At 40.2% G+C, this 19,988-nt stretch carries 14 protein-coding genes and 1 other annotated feature; of the genes, 8 read left to right on the forward strand and 6 right to left on the reverse strand.

Going from position 1 to position 19,988, the window contains the following annotated elements:
* The first annotated feature begins 266 nt into the window (after positions 1 to 266).
* Positions 267 to 2,261, forward strand: a complete 1,995-nt coding sequence (nagE, locus tag IGJ19_RS02075; protein WP_430604350.1) for an N-acetylglucosamine-specific PTS transporter subunit IIBC — start codon at positions 267 to 269, stop codon at positions 2,259 to 2,261.
* A gap of 77 nt (positions 2,262 to 2,338) precedes the next feature.
* Here the strand turns inward: nagE and IGJ19_RS02080 are convergent, their stop codons facing one another.
* Positions 2,339 to 2,659: a heavy metal-binding domain-containing protein gene (locus IGJ19_RS02080; RefSeq protein ID WP_019722737.1), complete on the reverse strand. Its 321-nt coding sequence runs from the start codon at positions 2,657 to 2,659 to the stop codon at positions 2,339 to 2,341.
* A 193-nt stretch (positions 2,660 to 2,852) separates the two neighbouring features.
* On the opposite strand from IGJ19_RS02080, the gene dhaM reads away from it, so the two are divergent.
* Genes dhaM through dhaL form a run of 3 tightly spaced genes read left to right on the forward strand, consistent with a single transcriptional unit; the run spans position 2,853 to position 4,856 of the window.
* Positions 2,853 to 3,251: a dihydroxyacetone kinase phosphoryl donor subunit DhaM gene (gene dhaM, locus IGJ19_RS02085; protein ID WP_161641520.1), complete on the forward strand. Its 399-nt coding sequence runs from the start codon at positions 2,853 to 2,855 to the stop codon at positions 3,249 to 3,251.
* A gap of 1 nt (position 3,252) precedes the next feature.
* Complete coding sequence (dhaK, locus tag IGJ19_RS02090) at positions 3,253 to 4,236, forward strand: dihydroxyacetone kinase subunit DhaK (protein WP_074800438.1); 984 nt, start codon at positions 3,253 to 3,255, stop codon at positions 4,234 to 4,236.
* Between the two features lie 14 nt (positions 4,237 to 4,250).
* Positions 4,251 to 4,856, forward strand: a complete 606-nt coding sequence (gene dhaL, locus IGJ19_RS02095) for a dihydroxyacetone kinase subunit DhaL (protein WP_074800552.1) — start codon at positions 4,251 to 4,253, stop codon at positions 4,854 to 4,856.
* A gap of 124 nt (positions 4,857 to 4,980) precedes the next feature.
* On the opposite strand, the gene IGJ19_RS02100 is transcribed toward dhaL, so the two are convergent.
* Positions 4,981 to 6,135: a hypothetical protein gene (locus IGJ19_RS02100; protein WP_086335405.1), complete on the reverse strand. Its 1,155-nt coding sequence runs from the start codon at positions 6,133 to 6,135 to the stop codon at positions 4,981 to 4,983.
* Between the two features lie 316 nt (positions 6,136 to 6,451).
* Positions 6,452 to 6,655: a binding site (T-box leader), on the forward strand.
* A gap of 96 nt (positions 6,656 to 6,751) precedes the next feature.
* On the opposite strand from IGJ19_RS02100, the gene tyrS reads away from it, so the two are divergent.
* The 3 genes from tyrS (at position 6,752) to tyrP (ending at position 11,836) form a co-directional block, all read left to right on the forward strand.
* Positions 6,752 to 8,008: a tyrosine--tRNA ligase gene (gene tyrS / locus IGJ19_RS02105; protein WP_010736393.1), complete on the forward strand. Its 1,257-nt coding sequence runs from the start codon at positions 6,752 to 6,754 to the stop codon at positions 8,006 to 8,008.
* Between the two features lie 290 nt (positions 8,009 to 8,298).
* The gene (gene tdc / locus IGJ19_RS02110; RefSeq protein WP_086335406.1) at positions 8,299 to 10,173 is read left to right on the forward strand and encodes a tyrosine decarboxylase; all 1,875 of its coding nucleotides are present in this window, start codon (positions 8,299 to 8,301) and stop codon (positions 10,171 to 10,173) included.
* A gap of 244 nt (positions 10,174 to 10,417) precedes the next feature.
* The gene (gene tyrP / locus IGJ19_RS02115) at positions 10,418 to 11,836 is read left to right on the forward strand and encodes a tyrosine-tyramine antiporter (protein WP_430604351.1); all 1,419 of its coding nucleotides are present in this window, start codon (positions 10,418 to 10,420) and stop codon (positions 11,834 to 11,836) included.
* Positions 11,837 to 12,473: 637 nt separating this feature from the next.
* On the opposite strand, the gene IGJ19_RS02120 is transcribed toward tyrP, so the two are convergent.
* The 4 genes from IGJ19_RS02120 to IGJ19_RS02135 form a co-directional block, all read right to left on the reverse strand.
* On the reverse strand, positions 12,474 to 13,490 hold the full coding sequence (locus tag IGJ19_RS02120) for a LacI family DNA-binding transcriptional regulator (RefSeq protein WP_074800424.1): 1,017 nt from the start codon (positions 13,488 to 13,490) through the stop codon (positions 12,474 to 12,476).
* Positions 13,491 to 13,552: 62 nt separating this feature from the next.
* Entirely contained in the window at positions 13,553 to 14,563 is a 1,011-nt protein-coding gene (locus IGJ19_RS02125; RefSeq protein WP_430604352.1) for an aldose epimerase family protein, read from the reverse strand.
* A complete protein-coding gene (pgmB, locus tag IGJ19_RS02130) occupies positions 14,556 to 15,221 on the reverse strand; it encodes a beta-phosphoglucomutase (RefSeq protein WP_019722730.1) in 666 nt (221 codons plus the stop codon). Before pgmB ends, IGJ19_RS02125 begins: the two co-directional genes overlap by 8 nt.
* The gene (locus IGJ19_RS02135) at positions 15,214 to 17,508 is read right to left on the reverse strand and encodes a glycoside hydrolase family 65 protein (protein WP_430604353.1); all 2,295 of its coding nucleotides are present in this window, start codon (positions 17,506 to 17,508) and stop codon (positions 15,214 to 15,216) included. The genes pgmB and IGJ19_RS02135 overlap by 8 nt, the downstream gene beginning before the upstream one ends.
* Before the next feature lie 284 nt (positions 17,509 to 17,792).
* Here IGJ19_RS02135 and IGJ19_RS02140 point away from each other — a divergent pair, with 284 nt between their 5' ends.
* Positions 17,793 to 19,955: a PTS transporter subunit IIBC gene (locus IGJ19_RS02140; RefSeq protein WP_074800414.1), complete on the forward strand. Its 2,163-nt coding sequence runs from the start codon at positions 17,793 to 17,795 to the stop codon at positions 19,953 to 19,955.
* Positions 19,956 to 19,988: the final 33 nt, after the last annotated feature.

Raw genomic sequence — 19,988 nt, forward strand, 5'->3', positions numbered from 1 at the left:
TGACATCTCAAACTCTTTTTTGTTGTTTGAAAACAACGGATTGATTATTGGTCTATATTTATTTTGAAAAATAAATAGTCGGATAATAGATTTTTTCGTTCGTTTTCGTTGTTTTTACTGGTTTTTTGAATGTATTCAATCAATGCTTCCTATTTTTTTGGATAAATGGTATACTCGTTTTATTGTTTTTAGATATTTTCTAGAAAATTTACAAAAATAACGATAAACGCTCTTTCACGAGCGGAGAGAAAATAGGAGTGGAAAGAATGAAAGCATATATGCAACGAATGGGTCGCTCATTGATGTTGCCAGTAGCAGTCTTACCAGCGGCTTCTTTACTGGTTGGTCTTGCGAATTGGTTCGTAGGAGTAGGCATCAGTAATGCGGGAACGACCTTCTTAATGAATGCGGGGCTAGCGATTCTTAACCATCTTGCCTTATTGTTTGCGGTGGGTTTGGCATTGGGAATGTCAAAAGACAAAGATGGATCAGCTGCTTTGGCAGGATTGGTCGCTTACTTGATCCCTCAAACCGTTTTATCTGCGGATTCAGTACAAGGATTATTGCATCTGGGAGATCTCACTGAAGTCAATCCGGCTTTCAATACAATGGATAACAATGTATTTGTTGGAATCGTGGCAGGATTAGTCGCTGCTGCGATGTATAATCGGTTTAGCCAAGTGAAATTACCTATGGCCTTATCATTTTTTAGTGGGAAACGCTTAGTTCCGATCATGTCTGCCTTGAGCATGTTGGTTATTTCTGCGATATTATTATTTATTTGGCCAACTGTTTATGATGTGCTGGTTTCCTTTGGGAAGGGAATTTCTCAATTTGGGTTTGTCGGTGCAGGGCTATACGGTTTCTTTAATCGTTTATTGATTCCAACAGGCTTACATCATGCATTGAATTCTGTTTTTTGGTTCGATGTGGCAGGTATCAATGATATTGGGAACTTTTTAGCTGGACAACAAGCGTTAGATAGTGGAAAAGCAATAATTGGACAAACCGGTATGTATCAAGCTGGTTTTTTCCCAGTCATGATGTTCGGTTTACCTGCTGGGGCCTTTGCTATTTATCAAAGTGCACGTCCAGAAAAGAAAAAACAAGTCGCTTCCTTGATGCTAACAGCTGGTTTTGCTGCGTTCTTTACAGGTGTGACTGAACCATTAGAATTTTCATTTATGTTTGTGGCGTGGCCGTTGTATGTTATCCATGCCATTTTTACAGGAATTTCATTAGCAATCAGTGCCTTTTTCCATTGGACAGCTGGTTTTGCTTTTAGCGCTGGTTTTGTGGATTACTTTTTGTCGTTGCAGAATCCAGTCGCCAATCAACCATTGATGTTGCTTGTTCAAGGAGTATTTTTTGCAGCTATCTATTATTTTGGCTTCCGCTTTGCCATCAACAAGTTCAATTTGATGACGCCAGGAAGAGAAACAGAAATTGGCGAAGAGACACCTGATATTGCTACGGGAACTAATGAATTTAGCCAACTAGCTGCGGTGATCTATGATGCACTAGGTGGAAAAGAAAATGTAAAAGCAATCGATAATTGTACGACACGTTTGCGTCTACAGGTAAAAGACACAGCAAAAGTAAATCAAGAAGCGATTAAACAAACTGGCGTCCCAGGGGTAAAAGTAATTGATCAAACAAATATCCAAGTCATTGTAGGTACACAGGTCCAATTTGTGGCAGACGAAATGACGAAACTCCAACAAGGTAGTAAAGGAGAGCGAGAGACCACTCAATCAATTCCTCACCCAGATGTGCCGGTTTCTGCTTCAAAGACAAGTAAGGAAACATTTGAACTCTATGCACCGGCGCTCGGTAAAATCATTCCGATCACTGAAGTCGGCGATCCTGTTTTTGCAGAAAAAATGATGGGTGATGGCTATGCAGTCCTGCCGGAAGCAAAAGAAATATTTGCACCAATCAGTGGAACGATCACTAGTATTTTTCCAACGAAACATGCACTGGGGATCGAAACAGACAATGGGCTTGAAGTGTTGGTGCATATGGGAATCAACACCGTTGATTTACAAGGAGAACCCTTCACTCTTTATGTCAAACAGGCACAACGAGTGGAACGAGGTCAATTATTGGCAGTTGTTGACTTAGCGATGCTAGAAAAAGCAGGCAAACAAACAGATATGATCGTTGTGTTTACAAATAGTGAGAAAGTTGAAAGTCTAACCATAGAAAAAAGAGCGATGGTTGAGGCAAATGAGGTGATTGGACAAGTCCGGTCAATGTGAAGTATATGTGAGTAAAAAAACGAGTGGAGACCCTAGAAATTTGGTGGGTCTTCACTCGTTTATTTGTTTCGCTTTTATTAAATCAATCGAACAGCCGTCCCGCTACAAGTGACCATCAACATCCCATTATCTGAACCTAAGACTTCATAATCCATCTTCATCCCGATGATCGCATTTGCGCCAAGTGCTTCTGCGCGTTGCGCCATTTCAGCTAATGCTTCTTCTCTTGCTGTTAATAATTCCCCTTCATAACTTTTTGAGCGTCCACCAAAAACGTTACGAATCCCTGCACCCAAATCTTTTAAGACGTTGATCCCCGTAATGACTTCACCAAAAACAATTCCCTCATAAGACTCAATGACTTGGTGTTCTACGCTATTTGTTGTTGTAATGATCATTTTGATCACTCCTTTCTTTAAGGAAAGTATAGCAAATATCTCTTTTTAGTCCTATCTTTATCTTCACGTGAATAAAAAAACTATCGTTCGGTATATCGCATTATTTCCATTACCCATAGGAGTTGATATATACTTAATACAGAATCAAGAAAACCCTTACAAAAAGGGTGCTAAACTGAAGGAGGGGAATTCGTTGAAGAAAAGTATCTTATTGCTTTCTCATAGTAAGAAGGTCACAGACGGCATCAAAGAGATGATTGAACAAATGCAACAGACGGATGACGTAGAAGTATTATCACTTGGCGGAAGCGAAGACGGAGAACTCGGTTCTGATCCGATGAAGATCGTTGATGCCGTCAATCAATCAGCCGATTCATCTGCTTATTTTGTCTTTGCTGATCTTGGTAGCGCAGTGATGAATTCAGAATTGGCAAAAGATTTATTGGAGGAAGCCCAACAAAAAAACTACTACTTGGTGGACGCCCCCTTAGTAGAAGGAGCCTTTGCGGCTGCTATTACAGCAGGAACAACCGACAATATCGAACAAATCATAGAAGAAGCGCAACAAGCAGGGAAGAAAGGGTGGCTGTAAATTGAAAAAAATCATGAATGAACCAGGGAATATCGTAGAAGAAATGCTAGAAGGAATCGTAAAGAGTTATCCAGAGCTAGTACATCGTGTAGCAGATTCTCGTGTAATTGCTAAAAATCAGTTGAACGAACAAGTCGGGTTAGTTTCTGGAGGTGGTAGTGGACATGAACCAGCTCACGCAGGTTTTGTCGGAGATGGCATGTTAAGTGCAGCAGTTTTGGGGGATGTTTTTACCTCACCGACACCTGATCAAATCCAACTAGCGATCAAAGAAGCAGATCAAGGAAAAGGTGTGTTATTGATCATCAAAAACTATACTGGAGATATATTGAATTTTGAAATGGCAAAAGAGTTAGCTGCTATGGATGAAATTGACGTCGAAGAAGTAGTGGTCGATGATGATATCGCGGTAGAAAACAGCACGTATACGGCAGGAAAACGTGGCGTAGCGGGGACCATTCTGGTTCATAAGATTTTAGGAGATGCTGCCAAAAATGGCGCGAGCTTGACTCAACTGAAGGAATTAGGAGAGCAAGTAGTTGCTGCGACCAAAACAATTGGTGTCGCATTACGGGCTGCGACTGTCCCAGAGGTAGGGAAGCCTGGCTTTGACCTAAATGAAGATGAAATCGAATACGGCGTAGGGATCCATGGCGAACCAGGTTATCGTCGAGAAAAACTTCAACCCTCTAAATTATTAGCGAAAGAATTAGTCACGAAAATTTTGAGTGAGTATACTGAAAAACCAAAAGAAGTCGGTGTCTTAGTGAATGGGATGGGCGGCACACCGTTGATGGAACAATTTGTATTTATGAATGATGTGTTGACGTTGTTGAGTGAAGAACAAGTGGATGTTACTTTCCATAAAGTTGGTGATTTGATGACTTCATTGGATATGCAGGGACTATCGTTAACAATGGTTGACTTAACAGAAACCACTTGGAAAGAAGCTTTAACAAGTCACGTAGAAACGATTGCATGGTAAAGGATGATGAAAAGATGAAGTTGACGGTAAAAGAGATCCAAGCATGGCTGACTCGCTTTGCTGAAGAGATCAAAGAGAAAAAAGCGTACCTAAGTGATTTAGATACCCCCATTGGCGATGGGGATCATGGGAATAATATGGGAAGAGGTGTGACAGCCTATGAAGCATCTTTTCAACAGGGGGCACCTGACACTATCAGTGATACCTTCAAGATGTTTTCTATGGCAATGATTTCCAAAGTAGGAGGCGCCTCGGGTCCTCTTTACGGTTCTGCGTTTATGAATTTGATGAAAGCAACAAAAGGAGTAGAGCAGATCGACTCACAGGAACAATTAGGTGAAATCATCCGTGAAGGAGCGAACGGCATCCAGGCAAGAGGAAAAGCGGAACAAGAAGATAAAACCATGTTAGATGTTTGGTTCCCTGTGGCTGACGCATTAACCGCAGGAAATCTTACGAAGGAAGTAATTGAACAGGCAAAAGAACACACAGCAGGATTAGTCGCGAAAAAAGGACGTGCTTCTTATTTAGGTGAACGTTCAGTCGGACATATTGATCCTGGTGCGGCATCTAGTGCCATCTTGTTTACTACGTTATTAGAAATAATCGACGAAATATAAAAAGGTTGGAAAGAAGTATTTAGCCTCGACAAATAAAGCGTCATCCACAGTGTTAACTTATGTGGATGACGCCTTTTTTTGTTCTGTCGTTTATCCCAATTAAGGAAAGATAAGTGGTTACTTGCTAGATATTCCCAATACCCCCGCCCACTTCTGGGTGATTGATTTCATCAACAACTGAGACTGTAACCGTTTTTTCCACTCTTGGATCTTCTGTTACGCCAAATGTCACGGCAAATTCGCCAGTTTTGTTTGCTTCAATCGAGGAATGCTTCACGTAAACATTTGCCTTTTGACCAAGGAGAGTCACTGCATTCGCGCCGGTTGCTTGGATCAGCGAGAGGTCATCCGTTTGACCTAACTGGACCGTTGCATCGAATGCTTGTAAAAAGAATCTAGAAGGAATAGTGTTATCTGAAGTGACGGTAAGATTGACAGTTTTAGTAAATAAACTTGAGTCTCCTTTGAGACCGAATGTAACAGTGTAGTTTCCTGGCTCAGACTTGATTGTGGAGTGTTTGATTTCTACAGGCAAAGAATGTCCTAAAATATCAGTTACCTTGGCATCAGTCATGACAATCAACGTTTGTTCGTCCAATTGGTCGATCGAGACAGTAGCATCAGATGCGTCGACAAAGTAAAGACTTTCTTGCTCGTTCCCTGCGTCATTAGTAACTGTGACTTGGACTGTCTTGCGGATCTTTGGTTCTTCTTTGATCCCTAAAACGATTTGATACGTACCAGGGGTATCACTCACTATATTTGATTTCTTGATCACGACATCTACTGGATAGCCGCTAGAAGTCGTCGCTTGCGCATTTGTTGCTTGAAGGATTGCTGTTTCATCTACTTGCCCCACCTGAACCGTTCCAGCGTCAGCAGTTAATTGATAAATACCATAAGTCGGACAGTCTTCAAGGTTATCGACGACAGTGACTGTGATTTCTTTTTCTACTGAAGACATGATCGTTGTACCAATTGTTGCACGATAGACACCTGGCGCGTTTTGTACATTGGCTGACTTGATGATTGGAGGGACTTCTACGCCAATTGAATTTGTGATGCGGGCATGAGAAGCTGTTAAAATATTCTCGTTAGAGGCTTCACCAACTTCCAATGTAACATCTGTCCCGCTAATGGCAAAAGCACCAATGAAATCAGTTTCGCCAGCTGTTGGATGTATTTCCTCAGCGCCAACAGGTTGAGAGACGTTCAAGTATGATACTGCACATAAAATCGCACTAGCAGATAAAGCAATTTTCAAAATCATCGATTTCATTTTTTATTCCTTCTTTCTAAAATAATTTTATTATCTATAACAATATAACAGCCGTTTGAGTTATTAACGTAACGACAATTATGTAATTAAAGAAAAATTGGTGCGTGCAATATGAATAATATTTTTCAACAGATCGAGCAGTAAATGATTCAATATTCTAGCAGTAGAATCAATAAAGGCTTATCCAATTCAATCAATCTTCGTCTATCTCAAGATTCAAAAGAGACGTTATTTTTTATTGTTCGATTGATCAAGAAAAATTTTTTTGTTGACAAAAAAAACAGTGCGTTCTAAGATAGGAGATAGATGAATAAGGAATTAGACGATGAATAAAACGAAGTAGTGGGTAAAGCCAATGTTTCAGAAAGCTAGTGGTTGCTGTGAACTAGTACATGCTTTAGCGCGAATTACATTTTAGGAGTCTATGGCATGAAGCCACGCGACAGCGTTAAATGTTAGAGAGATATGTTTGGGAAACAAACATATAATTTGGGTGGTACCGCGAATTTTCGTCCCTTGACTTGATTGTCAAGGGATTTTTTTGTTGTCTGCCCGTTAATAAATGACATGCTGGCAGGGACCTGCTTTCATAAAAAAAGATATGGAGGGAAATGTTATGAATATTATTGATGAATTAACTTGGCGTGATGCCATTAACCAACAAACCAACGAAGAAAGACTTCGCGAGCTTGTTGAAGAAAAGAGTATCTCGCTTTACTGTGGTGTCGATCCAACAGGAGATTCGATGCATATTGGGCATTTGATCCCATTCATGATGATGAAAAGATTCCAATTAGCAGGGCATCATCCATACATCCTGATTGGTGGAGGAACTGGAACGATCGGTGATCCAAGTGGACGGACAAGCGAACGTGTTTTACAAACGATGGAACAAGTCCAACATAATGTAGATGCACTATCGAACCAAATGCGTAAACTTTTTGGGAAAGATGCCAATATCACATTTGTGAACAACTATGACTGGTTATCAAATATTTCTTTATTAGAATTTTTAAGAGACTACGGAAAAAACTTCAACATCAATACGATGTTAGCGAAAGATATCGTGGCAAGTCGTTTGGAAGTCGGAATTTCATTTACCGAATTTACTTACCAAATCTTGCAATCGATCGACTTCTTGCACTTACACAGAACATACGATGTGCAATTACAGATCGGTGGAGCTGACCAATGGGGAAATATCACTGCTGGTTTAGATCTGATCCGTAAATTAGAAGGACCAGAAGCGGAAGCCTTTGGGTTGACGATTCCATTGATGCTGAAAGCAGATGGAACAAAGTTCGGAAAAACTGCCGGTGGTGCAATCTGGCTAGACCCTGAAAAAACATCCCCTTACGAATTCTACCAATTCTGGTTGAATCAAGATGATCGGGATGTTGTGAAATACTTGAAATTCTTTACTTTCTTATCGCAAGAAGAAATCAATGAATTAGCGAAAAAAGTGGAGACAGAACCTGAAAAACGTGAAGCACAACGCCGTTTGGCAGAAGAAGTGACACGTTTTGTCCACAGCGAAGAAGACTTACAAGAAGCACAAAAAATCACAGCTGCATTGTTCTCTGGAAATATCAAAGAACTAAATGCGTCAGAAATCGAACAAGGCTTTGGAAACATGCCGAATGTAGAGATTTCAAGTACCCCTGAAAATATCGTGGAACTACTTGTTTCCACAAAAATCGAGCCATCAAAACGTCAAGCGCGTGAAGATGTGTCGAACGGAGCTATAAGTATTAACGGTGATCGCGTAACCGATTTAAATTTTGTCATTGATCCAGCTACAGAATTTGATGGTAAATTCGTAGTGATCAGAAAAGGGAAAAAACGCTACTTTTTGGCCAAAGTAGTTGATTAGAATTTAGTAATTTTTTACCTTGTAAAAGGTCTATTCCATTACAAAATTCCAATTTTTGAAACCTATCCTAATAGTTACGCCGGTTGTCGTTAATACAATCACGAGGAGAGAATTTACATTTGTAAATTCCCTCCTTTTTTTAATTTTTATCAATTGTGCCAACAATTCAAACAATTAAAAACATTAAAATGAAATGAGGAAAATAGAAAAAGTGATATTTACAGAAATAAAAAACAGGTGTAATCTAAGCCTCGACAAAATTTAATTAATTTTTTTTAGGAGGGTTTCAAATGGAATCAAAGGGAAATGATTTAAATTTGAATGCACTATTCATTGGAGACAAAGCAGAGAATGGCCAAATCTATAAAGCTTTGTTGAATGAATTAGTGGACGAACACTTAGGATGGCGTCAAAATTATATGCCACAAGATATGCCGATCATTACGCCGGAAGAAAAAAGCAGTGAAAGCTTCGCGCACACGATCAATAAAACAAAAGATGTGTTAGCTGAAATCTCTACGCGGATGCGTACACACTCTGTCCCATGGCATAATGCAGGTCGTTATTGGGGTCATATGAACTCTGAAACATTGATGCCATCATTATTAGCCTATAATTTTGCGATGCTATGGAATGGAAATAACGTCGCATATGAATCTTCTCCAGCAACAAGTCAAATGGAAGAAGAAGTCGGAATGGAATTTGCTACATTGATGGGGTACAAAAATGGCTGGGGCCATATCGTTGCAGATGGCTCATTAGCAAACTTAGAAGGTCTTTGGTATGCGCGCAACATCAAATCATTGCCACTTGCGATGAAAGAAGTGGCACCTGAATTGGTTTCAGGCAAGACAGATTGGGAATTGATGAATCTTTCAACTCGGGAAATCATTGATCTGTTAGATCAAGTGCCAGAAAAAATCGATGAGATCAAAGCACATTCTGCACGCAGTGGAAAACATCTACAACAATTAGGTAAATGGTTAGTCCCGCAAACAAAACACTATTCATGGTTGAAAGCAGCAGACATTATCGGTGTCGGACTAGATCAAGTCATTCCAGTGCCAGTCGACCACAACTATCGCATGGATATCAATGAGCTTGAAACAATCATCCGTGAATTAGCAGCAGAACACACACCAGTTTTAGGTGTCGTTGGTGTCGTTGGTTCTACAGAAGAAGGGGCAATCGATGAAATCGACAAGATCGTTGAATTACGTCGCGTCCTAGAAAAAGAAGGGATTTATTTCTACCTACACGTAGATGCTGCTTATGGTGGTTACGGACGTGCGATCTTCCTTGATGAAAACAATCAATTCATCCCATTTGATCAATTAAAAGAAGTACACGCAAAACATCATGTCTTCACAGAAAATAAAGATTATCTTTTAGAAGAAGTACACCGTGCATATCAAGCAATTGAAGAAGCAGAATCAGTGACGATCGATCCGCATAAAATGGGCTATGTCCCTTACTCTGCTGGAGGTATCGTGATCCAAGACATCCGTATGCGCGATGTGATCTCTTACTTTGCAACCTATGTATTTGAAAAAGGAGCAGATATCCCAGCGTTGCTTGGTGCCTATATTTTGGAAGGATCAAAAGCCGGAGCAACTGCTGCAAGTGTTTGGGCAGCGCATCATGTACTACCGCTTAATGTGACTGGTTATGGTAAATTGATGGGCGCATCGATTGAAGGCGCACATCGTTTCTTCCACTTCTTGAACAATTTAACCTTCAAAGTGGGAGATAAAGAAATCGAAGTTCATCCATTGACTTATCCAGATTTCAATATGGTTGATTATGTATTCAAAGAAAAAGGAAATGATGATCTGGTAGCAATGAATCAGTTGAACCATGATGTGTATGACTATTCTTCTTATGTCAAAGGAAGCATCTATGGCAATGAATTCTTGACATCTCATACAGACTTTGCAATTCCAGATTACGGCAATAGCCCACTTCAATTTGTAAAACAATTAGGATTTACAGAAGAAGAATGGGAACGTGCTGGAAAAGTCACAGTCTTACGTGCCAGTGTCATGACGCCGTATATGAATAAAGCAGAACATTTTGAAGAATATGCGGAAAAAATCAAAGCAGCGCTTCAAAGTAAATTGGAAAAAATCTATGCAGATCAGTTAGTGGCAAACGAAACAAAATAAACGTAAATATTATGATGAGCGAAGAGAAAGCAAGTAGAATGAGCGCTCATTTCTCGTTCGAAACGAATAAAGAATGAGCCTCCTTTCTCTTATCGAATCTTTCATGTTGGAGTGCCTTTGAAGCTTGATGATCCAAGCAAAAAATACTCAAAGCACAAGTTGGCCATACGTTTGCTTTTATTTGCTGTTAATGAAAAGTTTCAAAGACACGCCTATTTATTTATTAATAAGGAGAGTGTCAAAATTGAGTAAAGCTCAAGTAAGTAAAATGGGGCTAGGAACATTTATTGGTTTGACCATGGCGCTATGTGCCACTGTTCGTAGTATCCCAACATTGTCAGCTGTTGGTTGGACATTGATTTTTTACACGATTTTTGCCGTCTTGTTTTTTGCTGGACCCATTTCAATGATTTCTGGTGAATTATCAACGATGCTGCCACAAGAAGGCGGCCCGCAACTTTGGATCAAAACAGCTCTAGGTAGTAAATGGGGATTTGTCGTTGCATGGTTGCTCTGGGTGCAAATGTTCCCAGGAATGGTCATGGTCGCTTCTACCTTAGGTCCATTGTTAGGGAATACGTTTGGGAACGCCGCTCTTGGCAACAATCACTACTTCGTTTTAGGGTGTATCTTGGTCATCTACTGGATCATCACCTTGCTCAACTTGAAGTTTGACATGGCGAAAGTCGGCGGGAATATTGGTGTTTGGTTGGGCGTTTATATTCCTGTGGTGATCATGTTTGTTTTGGGGATCTTAGCGTTTTTCAAAGTGGGACTTGTTTCAAATGGCTATTTAGGGGATTTTTCATGGTCGAAAGCACTGCCTGATCTACAACACAGTGATTCATTGAAATATTTGGCAGGGATCACATTTATCTTTGTAGGGATCGAAATGAGCTCAGTGTATATGCCTCGTTTGAAAGATGCGACGAAGAACTATACTAAAGGGGTCTTTATTGCATTGATCGGACTAGTTTTATTGAATGTCATCAACGCTTTGTTTGTTGCAAATGTCGTACCAGAAGGAACAATGGAATTGGCAAACATCACACAACCAGTATTGATCTATTGTGATATTTTAGGATTGCCAACGATCATCGGTAATATCTTCAGCTTTATGGTCTTCATTGGTGTGTTATTACAATTGTCTGCTTGGGTAACTGGACCTTCTAAAACGATCATCCAAGTAGCACGTGAAGGATTCTTACCACCAAAATTTGGCTTCCATAAAGAAAATGAATATGGTGTTTCAAGAAATGTGGTATTGACGCAATCAGTAGTTATTTCCCTCTTTGCGTTACTTTATGGTGTCATGGATGATGTAAGTGCGGTCTTTCTTACATTGACGAATGCAACAACAGTGATTTATTGTATCGTATATCTCTTGATTGCCATATCTTTAGTGAAAATGAGAACTAGCCATCCAGAATTGCCTCGCCCTTATCGGATCGGTAAAAAAGGAAATGGCTTTGCGTGGCTGGTTAGCTGTATGCTGATGTTGGCAATTATCGCCGTTGTTGTTTCAACGTTAGGAACTTCAACATTAGCGGATGCATTGCTTGTTGCGGTCATCGCGATCGTGATGTTCGTTATTCCGCTGATCATCAATCGCGTGAAGAAAACAACCTGGTTGACTGATGTTGAAGCAGACTTAAAAGAATAGTGGGGGAAACTCCCTATTAGAGGATATAAAACAACGAGGTTGTGACAGAAGTGTTCAGCTCCGAGAAATAAGCGTGAAACCCCGAAAATTGTTCTTCAAATTTTTGGGGTTTCACGCTTATTTCTGAAGGAGTTACTTCTGGAACACCGTTTGTCTAGGTTGTGAAAGGAGCGGTCAGCACTGAGTAATAAGACAGGAAAATTGAAAATGGCTTTTTCATTTTTGATTTTTTTGGCTTATTATTGAAGTGTTGCTTCTGGAACACCGCTTATTCGGTTCTAGGGGATGCAAGGTGACTAATATCCCGGGCTCGTTGTTTTTCTTAAAAAATCAAGAGCAAAAAAAATAGAGCCGTCCCAACTTTTGGCGAAGTAGACGTGCTCTAATGCTCTATCGATGCCATCCGCTTTGAACGGACTACATGGGGCATGTTTAGGCATGCCTCTTTACCCACATTTTAAGGGATTTTTAGAAAGAATGAAAGAGATCTCTTTTTTTGATTATTTCTAGTCAAATACAAATGTGGACTTATCGTTAGTGGATCAGTTGATTACTAGTAAAATAAATAGCAAAGTATCTTTTGTCCGAAGACAAGATGCTTTGCTATTTTTGTTTGATCTGCCTAGGAATGGATGCCCTATTTTTCTTTCAATGGAACGACCGTTTCGCGTTTGATCAAACGATGGGGGATCACTAAACGTACACCATTGCTCACTTCTTCATGGATCAGTTCTTGCAATTTTTGCATCGCGACTCGACCTAACTCAGAGATATCGATGTCGATACTTGTTAAGTAAGGATGCATCAATGTAGAAAAAATCGAGTTATTGAAACTGATCATCGAAAGGGTTTCCGGGATGATATAGCCATACATTTGGGCGAGTTGCATCGTGCGTAAAGCAAAAATATCATCGATAACAACTAGCGCTGTCGCTTCAGCTTTTTTTAAGATCGTGTCAAAATCTAAGTAATCTTCAGCCTGTTCCAAGGTCACACTTGGTTGGGCGTTCAGTCCTGCTAACATCATCGCTTTTTGATAACCGAAATAGCGTTCAAAGTATAAACTTTCATGTGTTGTATTGGTCACGAAAAGAATATTTTTATGGCCATTATCGATCAAAAATTCGGTGGCTTGCTTTCCTAGCAGTTGATTGTCGTTATCAATGTAGATGATTTCGTTCTCATGATGGTACGGTTGTCCGATCAGTGTGAACGGAATCTGTTGTTCATAAAGATAATCGATGACTGGATCGTCACTATCGGAGTAGACTAGGATAAAACCATCAACTTGTTTTTGTAAATGCATCCGCTGAACGTTCTCTAATAAGACGTCGAAACTTTTTGCGGTAGCAATAGCTGTTGTCACACCGTGATGTCGTGCTTCTTCGTTGATTGCTTCCATGATTTCTAAATAAAACGGGTTGCCAAGACGCTCTTTGGAATCGAGTGGTGGAAGAATGACACCTACAGCGCTTGATACACGTTTACCAAGATTTCTCGCTGTGATATTGGGGACATATCCTAGTTCATCCATGATTTTTCGTACTTTCTTTTTCGTTGTTTCGGAAATACTTGGATGGTCATTGATCACGCGAGAAACAGTAGATGTCGCTACGCCTGCTTTTTTTGCAACATCTTTCACTGTAATTGCCATAAGTTAAATCACCTTTCTTTTTCATCGTCCATCGTCTTTGAAACCAAGCTAAATAAAACTGGTTAAGTGAATGTACTAAATTCATAAGTTGTTTGGCTGACACGTTCTTGTCCAGGGCGTAGCGTAATCGAGCCAAACTCCGGAAAATGAACGATATCTGGTATTTCTTGTGGTTCGATCGCTAAGCCAAAATGAGAATGCATGTTTTGACCGTTGATCTGCAAATCTGCATCGAACCCAGTTGTAGAAAATAATACCATACTTTTGTTCGTAGTTGCTATATTCATTTGGCGACCGGAAGCTTCTTCTGATAAAGTTAAGCTATTTTTGGTGAGTTTAGGCGTATTTAATAAAAAAACGTCATCAAGACCTGAAGGATACTTGGATAAAATCTCTGTCAGTGTATTTGGTTCTTGAAAATTGATTGGTAAGTCCGCTTTGTCTAGTGTTTCCCCTGTAGGTAATTTGTCATGATCCAAAAGTAACAAGCTATCTAATTGAATCTGGAGTTGATGGGAATCAATATCACGTTTTCCATTTCCAGATAGATTGAAATAGGCATGGTTTGTCGGGTTGCAAATCGTTTCTACTACACTGTTAGCTTTAGTGATCATCACTAATCTATTTCCTTCTAATTGATAGGTCACAGTCGCGGTGATTGGTCCAGGATAACCTGAAAATGTATCTTTTAAATAAAAGACGACACCCACTGCTTGAGGTGATTTGAATACTTCTACCTCCCAAAACTGAAAGGACCAGCCGTTTGTTCCGCCGTGGATATGATGGTTGCCATTATTTTTTTCTAGTTGGTGAGGACCCCATTCACCGTTTCTGATCCTACCTGCCACTGGACCAACCGTTGCACCGAAAAAACTTTGATCAGATAAAACATCTTGAAGATTGTCGTAAGAGAGTAAGATATTTTCCCTTTGTCCAACTCTATCTGCTGTGAATATTTGATGCAAGCGAGCGCCATAATTGAGAAGAACGACTTCTAGCTCGTCGTTCTTCAATGTGATTTTTTTTAGATTTGTTTGTTTGATGGGGAGGACAGAGATGCTTGGTTCAGACATCTTTGCGCCAAACGTGTTGTAGATAGTCGAGTGTTAACGAAGACGTATCAGCGACGATCGGAATGTCCTCCCCAAGATCTTCCTTGCGTCCAACTCCTACAGGATAAGCACCACTTGCGATGATCGCTTGGATGCCTGCTTTTGCATCTTCAATACCTAAACAATCAGTCGCCTCTAATCCGATTTCTTTGGCTGCTAATAAAAAGATATCAGGGGCGGGTTTGCCACTTGCTACTTTGCTAGGATCAGCAATCGCATCAAAGTAATCTGTTAGTTGCATTTTATCTAGTAATAATGGTCCGTTTTTACTAGCAGAAGCCAAGGCGATCTTGATGCCAGCTTTCTTTAATTCTGTTAATAAAGGAACAATACCCGGAAATACGTCTGCTGGCGTGATTTCTTGGATCATTTCTAGATAATACTCATTTTTACGTTTAGCTAAAGCAGCGAATTCTTCGTTTGAAAAGTCATTTTCTTTCTTGCCATAAGCAAGAAGCAATGTTAATGAATCTTCTCGGCTGACCCCTTTTAATTGTTCGTTGAAGTTTCGGTCGATTGAAATCCCGATTTCTTCACCAAGTTTTTTCCAGGCGCGATAATGGAATTCTGCTGTGTCGGTGATGACACCGTCTAAATCAAATAGGACACCTTTAAACATGTGCATCGTCCTTTCTTAATGGAATCGTCAATTGATCTGTTAGCTCTTGTGTTTGTCCATACACAGTCAATTCCAGTGACTCACCATTCAGTAATGTAAATGTGACTTGTTCCTCAGAAACAGCGATGAAAATCAAGCGACCGCGGTAATTGATATGGAAAGAATAGGCATTCCATGTGTTTGGTAAAAATGGTGCAAAAGATAATTCGCCATGGGCGGTTTTCATTTGTGCAAAACCTTGAACGATCGCTAACCAACTACCTGTCATTGACGTGATATGCAATCCATCTTCTGTATCGTTGTTATAGTTATCCAAATCTAAGCGAGCAGTACGTTGGTACATTTCGACCGCTTTTTCTTCCAAGCCAAGTTCAGCAGCTAAAATCGCGTGGATACTTGGAGAAAGAGAAGACTCATGAACCGTCATCGGCTCATAGAAATCAAAGTTCCGTTGTTTTTCCTCTTTTGTAAATTCTTCATTGAAGAAATAGATGCCTTGTAACACATCCGCTTGTTTGATGAAGCAAGAACGCAAGATCTTATCCCAAGACCATTTTTGGTTCAATGGCAATTCGCTAAGTGGTAGATCAGAAACTGGCATCAAATCTTTGTCGAGGAATGTATCATGTTGGACAAAAATTCCTTGTTCCTCGTCGATCGGGTAGTACATGTTTTCGACAATATCTGCCCATTTTGCTAATTCTTCTTCGCTGATTTCAATTGTTGTTTCTTCTTTGAACGCTAAATAATTTTCACGAGTATAACGAAGGACCCAAGCAGCGATCGTATTCGTGTACCAATTGTTATTGATATTGTTTTCGTATTCGTTCGGACCAGTCACACCATGGATCATATACTTGTTTTGACGTTTGGAGTAATGGACACGATCCGCCCAGAAACGAGCAATCTCAGCCAATACTTCAAGTCCTTCATTTTTCAGATAAGACGTATCGCCTGTATAATTTGTATAATTGTAGATCGCGTAAGCAATCGCACCGTTACGATGGATTTCTTCAAAGGTGATTTCCCACTCATTGTGGCACTCGACACCTGTAAAGGTCACCATTGGATAAAGCGCCCCTTTCAATCCTTGTTGTTGGGCATTGTGGATGGCTTGTGGTAACTGATTATGACGGTATTTCAATAAATTTTTTGTGACTTCCGGGTCAGCTAATGCCAGATATAATGGCACAGCGTAAGCTTCTGTATCCCAGTACGTCGCACCGCCGTATTTTTCACCAGTGAAGCCTTTTGGTCCAATATTCAAGCGTTCGTCTTCTCCATAATAAGTAGAGAACAATTGGAAAAGATTGAAACGGATTCCTTGTTGCGCTTCATCGTCGCCTTCGATCACTACGTCAGCTAATTCCCAACGTTTTGCCCAAGCGGTTGTTTGTTCTTTTTTGGCTTCATCATAATGAGTAGTTAACTGATCAAATTCATCCATAAGTGTTGCCACTTGTTGTGCTTCAGGGATATCACGACTTGTCAAAATCAAGACTTCTTTATCTATGACCACAGGTTCGTTTTGTGTTAGATCATAAGAGAATACACCCTGTAACGCTAATGTTTGCTCTTCAAATAGAGGTGTCGTTTCTTTGCCATTGATAAAATGGCGCATCCCAGCAGTGACAGTGAATTGTTCAATGTCAAATGCGTTAGGGATGGTCTTCGTTGTCAAATAACCGATTGAGTCTTTTGTGCCACGGTCGATCTGATTCCAGAAATGCTCATCGTAGTTACTATCTTCATTTTGGACATTTCCATCTAGTTTCGAAACAAATTTTACAGTGGCAGAGCCGGCGATTAATTCAACCTTTACACGAATATAGGCCGCTTCGCTTTTAACAATACTCAAGAAACGTTCAAATGAGAAACGGACTTTACTTGTAGCTGTCGTAATCGTAAATTGACGAGACAAGACCCCGTTTTTCATATCTAATTCCCAAGAGAAATCTTCTGGATCTAGTGAAGCTAAGTCAATCAATTGGTCGTTGATGTAAATATCCATTGCGATAAAATTTACTGCATTGATGACTTTGCCGAAGTATTCAGGATAGCCGTTTTTCCACCAACCCACACGAGTTTTGTCAGGATACCAGATACCTGCTAAATAAGTGCCTTGGTGATGATCCCCAGAGTACGTTTCTTCAAAGTTTCCACGCATTCCCATGTAGCCGTTTCCGATACTTGTCAATGACTCTTGTAAACGCAAGTTTTCTTTATCTAATGTTGTCGTGCTGATTTTCCAAGGGTCGATTTGGAATAAGCGTTTGATTTGTTTCATGATTCTCCTCCTAAATGTTTCATTTCTTAGGTTTATAATAAACGCAACCGGTTGCGTCAGTCAATAGTAAACTGATAAATACTCAATCTTTTTTATTGGCGAACACTTCGCAAGGGGATGGAAAGCATACTTGTCATAGTTTATCTATATCATTCTTAATATATTAGATGTATCATGCTTTTGGATAAAAAAATAAATAAAATAAAAATAAAGCATTTACAAAAAAAGGAATTACCTCTATAATACGGATTAACGAAACCGATTGCGTAAAGGAGAGATAGAAATTGAAGAAAATGTTTAGTTTTGATTTTTGGCAGAAATTTGGAAAGGCTTTAATGGTCGTTGTAGCAGTTATGCCAGCTGCTGGTTTAATGATCAGTATCGGGAAATCGATCCCATTGATCAACCCGAACATGGCAGCACTTGTCACTACGGGTGGCGTTCTTGAAAGTATTGGTTGGGCAATTATTGGGAACTTGCATTTATTATTTGCATTAGCGATAGGTGGTAGTTGGGCAAAAGAACGAGCGGGTGGTGCATTCGCTGCCGGAATCTCGTTTGTTTTGATCAATCGGATCACAGGAGCGATCTTCGGTGTCACAACAGAGATGTTAGCAAACGAAGATGCCTTCACACATACGTTGTTCGGTACACGAATCATGGTGAAAGGATTCTTTACGAGTGTCTTAGAAGCTCCTGCATTGAATATGGGGGTATTCGTAGGGATCATCGCTGGGTTCGTCGGTGCGATGGCTTATAACAAATACTATAACTACCGTAAATTACCAGATGCACTTTCTTTCTTTAATGGGAAACGATTTGTTCCTTTTGTAGTGATTCTTTGGTCAACGATTGTAGCTCTTATTTTGGCAGCTGTCTGGCCAGCCATTCAAGCAGGAATCAACAACTTTGGTTTATGGATTGCACAATCGCAAGATAGCGCACCAATTTTAGCACCATTTTTATATGGAACATTAGAACGGTTATTACTACCTTTTGGTTTACACCACATGTTGACGATTCCAATCAACTATACGCAATTAGGTGGAACATATGAGATTCTATCTGGCGCACAAGCCGGTACACAGGTATTTGGTCAAGATCCATTATGGTTAGCATGGGCAACTGACTTAGTGAACCTGCGAGGTGCAGGAGACATGGCACAATATGAATTCGTCTTGAATAATTGGACACCGGCACGTTTCAAAGTCGGTCAGATGATTGGTTCTTCTGGTATTTTGATGGGGATGGCGCTTGCGATGTATCGCAATGTCGATCCAGACAAAAAAGCAAAATACAAATCCATGTATTTCTCCGCTGCTTTAGCTGTCTTTTTAACAGGGGTAACAGAACCACTAGAATTTATGTTTATGTTTGCGGCAGTTCCACTGTATGCGATCTATGCAGTGATCCAAGGGGCAGCTTTTGCGATGGCGGATATCTTACCATTACGTGTCCACTCCTTCGGGAATATCGAATTATTGACGCGAACACCATTAGGGATCAAAGCAGGACTTGGCGGCGATTTGATCAACTTCGTCATCTGTGTCATTCTCTTTGGCGTAGTCACTTATTTCTTAGCAAACTTCTTGATCAAGAAATTCAACTTTGCGACACCAGGACGTAACGGAAACTATGACAATGATAGTGAAGAAACAACCGCTGGCACGACAACAGGAGCTGCGGATCAACAAGTTATCCAAATCATCCATTTATTAGGTGGAAAAGAAAATATCAAAGACGTGGATGCTTGTATGACGCGTTTACGTGTAACAGTGGCAGATCGAGGCAGAGTTGGTTCAGAAGACGCGTGGAAACGTGCTGGTGCAATGGGCTTGATCGTCAAAGACAATGGTGTCCAAGCAGTTTATGGGCCAAAAGCAGATGTGTTAAAATCAGATATTGAAGATTTGTTGCAATCAGGGGCAGATATTCCTGAACCACAAGTCAAAGAAGTCGTGATGGAAAAAGAAACAGCGACAGCAGCATTAGGAATCGAAAAAGAATTGTACGCAGTAGCCAAAGGAGAAGTGATTGCTTTAGCAGCGGTCAATGATCCAGTATTCTCACAAAAAATGATGGGTGACGGTTTTGCTGTCATTCCTGAAACAGATACGATCACTGCTCCAGTAGCGGGTAAAATCGTTAGCGTATTCCCAACGAAACACGCCATCGGGATGGAAACAGCTGAAGGCGCAGAAGTACTGATCCACATGGGAATCGATACTGTCCAAATGGCGCAACCTGCATTTGAAGTATCTGTGAAAGAAGGACAAGAAGTCACACCAGGCATGCCGATTGCACGCATGGATCTTGCAAAAGTCAAAGAACAAGGAAAAGATACAACGATCATGGTTGTTTTCACAGATGATAAAGTGAAAGAAATTGCGATCACTACACTTGGTTCTGTTGAAATGGGTACAGAAATCGGAAAAATCAAGCTATAATAAATAAAAGAAGTGATCAGAGATTGTGACGAA

The sequence above is a fragment of the Enterococcus sp. DIV1368b genome, from assembly GCF_050529595.1.
GTDB classification, from domain to species: Bacteria; Bacillota; Bacilli; order Lactobacillales; family Enterococcaceae; genus Enterococcus_B; species Enterococcus_B mundtii.

What these genes read in the sequence shown, in the direction of transcription:
- pgmB (WP_019722730.1), bottom strand. Translation starts at nt 15,221, where the DNA reads ATGTTTAAAGGTGTCCTATTTGATTTAGACGGTGTCATCACCGACACA.
- tyrS (WP_010736393.1), top strand. Translation starts at nt 6,752, where the DNA reads ATGAATATTATTGATGAATTAACTTGGCGTGATGCCATTAACCAACAA.
- IGJ19_RS02120 (WP_074800424.1), bottom strand. Translation starts at nt 13,490, where the DNA reads ATGGCAATTACAGTGAAAGATGTTGCAAAAAAAGCAGGCGTAGCGACA.
- IGJ19_RS02135 (WP_430604353.1), bottom strand. Translation starts at nt 17,508, where the DNA reads ATGAAACAAATCAAACGCTTATTCCAAATCGACCCTTGGAAAATCAGC.
- IGJ19_RS02125 (WP_430604352.1), bottom strand. Translation starts at nt 14,563, where the DNA reads ATGTCTGAACCAAGCATCTCTGTCCTCCCCATCAAACAAACAAATCTA.
- IGJ19_RS02080 (WP_019722737.1), bottom strand. Translation starts at nt 2,659, where the DNA reads ATGATCATTACAACAACAAATAGCGTAGAACACCAAGTCATTGAGTCT.
- nagE (WP_430604350.1), top strand. Translation starts at nt 267, where the DNA reads ATGAAAGCATATATGCAACGAATGGGTCGCTCATTGATGTTGCCAGTA.
- dhaL (WP_074800552.1), top strand. Translation starts at nt 4,251, where the DNA reads ATGAAGTTGACGGTAAAAGAGATCCAAGCATGGCTGACTCGCTTTGCT.
- tdc (WP_086335406.1), top strand. Translation starts at nt 8,299, where the DNA reads ATGGAATCAAAGGGAAATGATTTAAATTTGAATGCACTATTCATTGGA.
- IGJ19_RS02100 (WP_086335405.1), bottom strand. Translation starts at nt 6,135, where the DNA reads ATGAAATCGATGATTTTGAAAATTGCTTTATCTGCTAGTGCGATTTTA.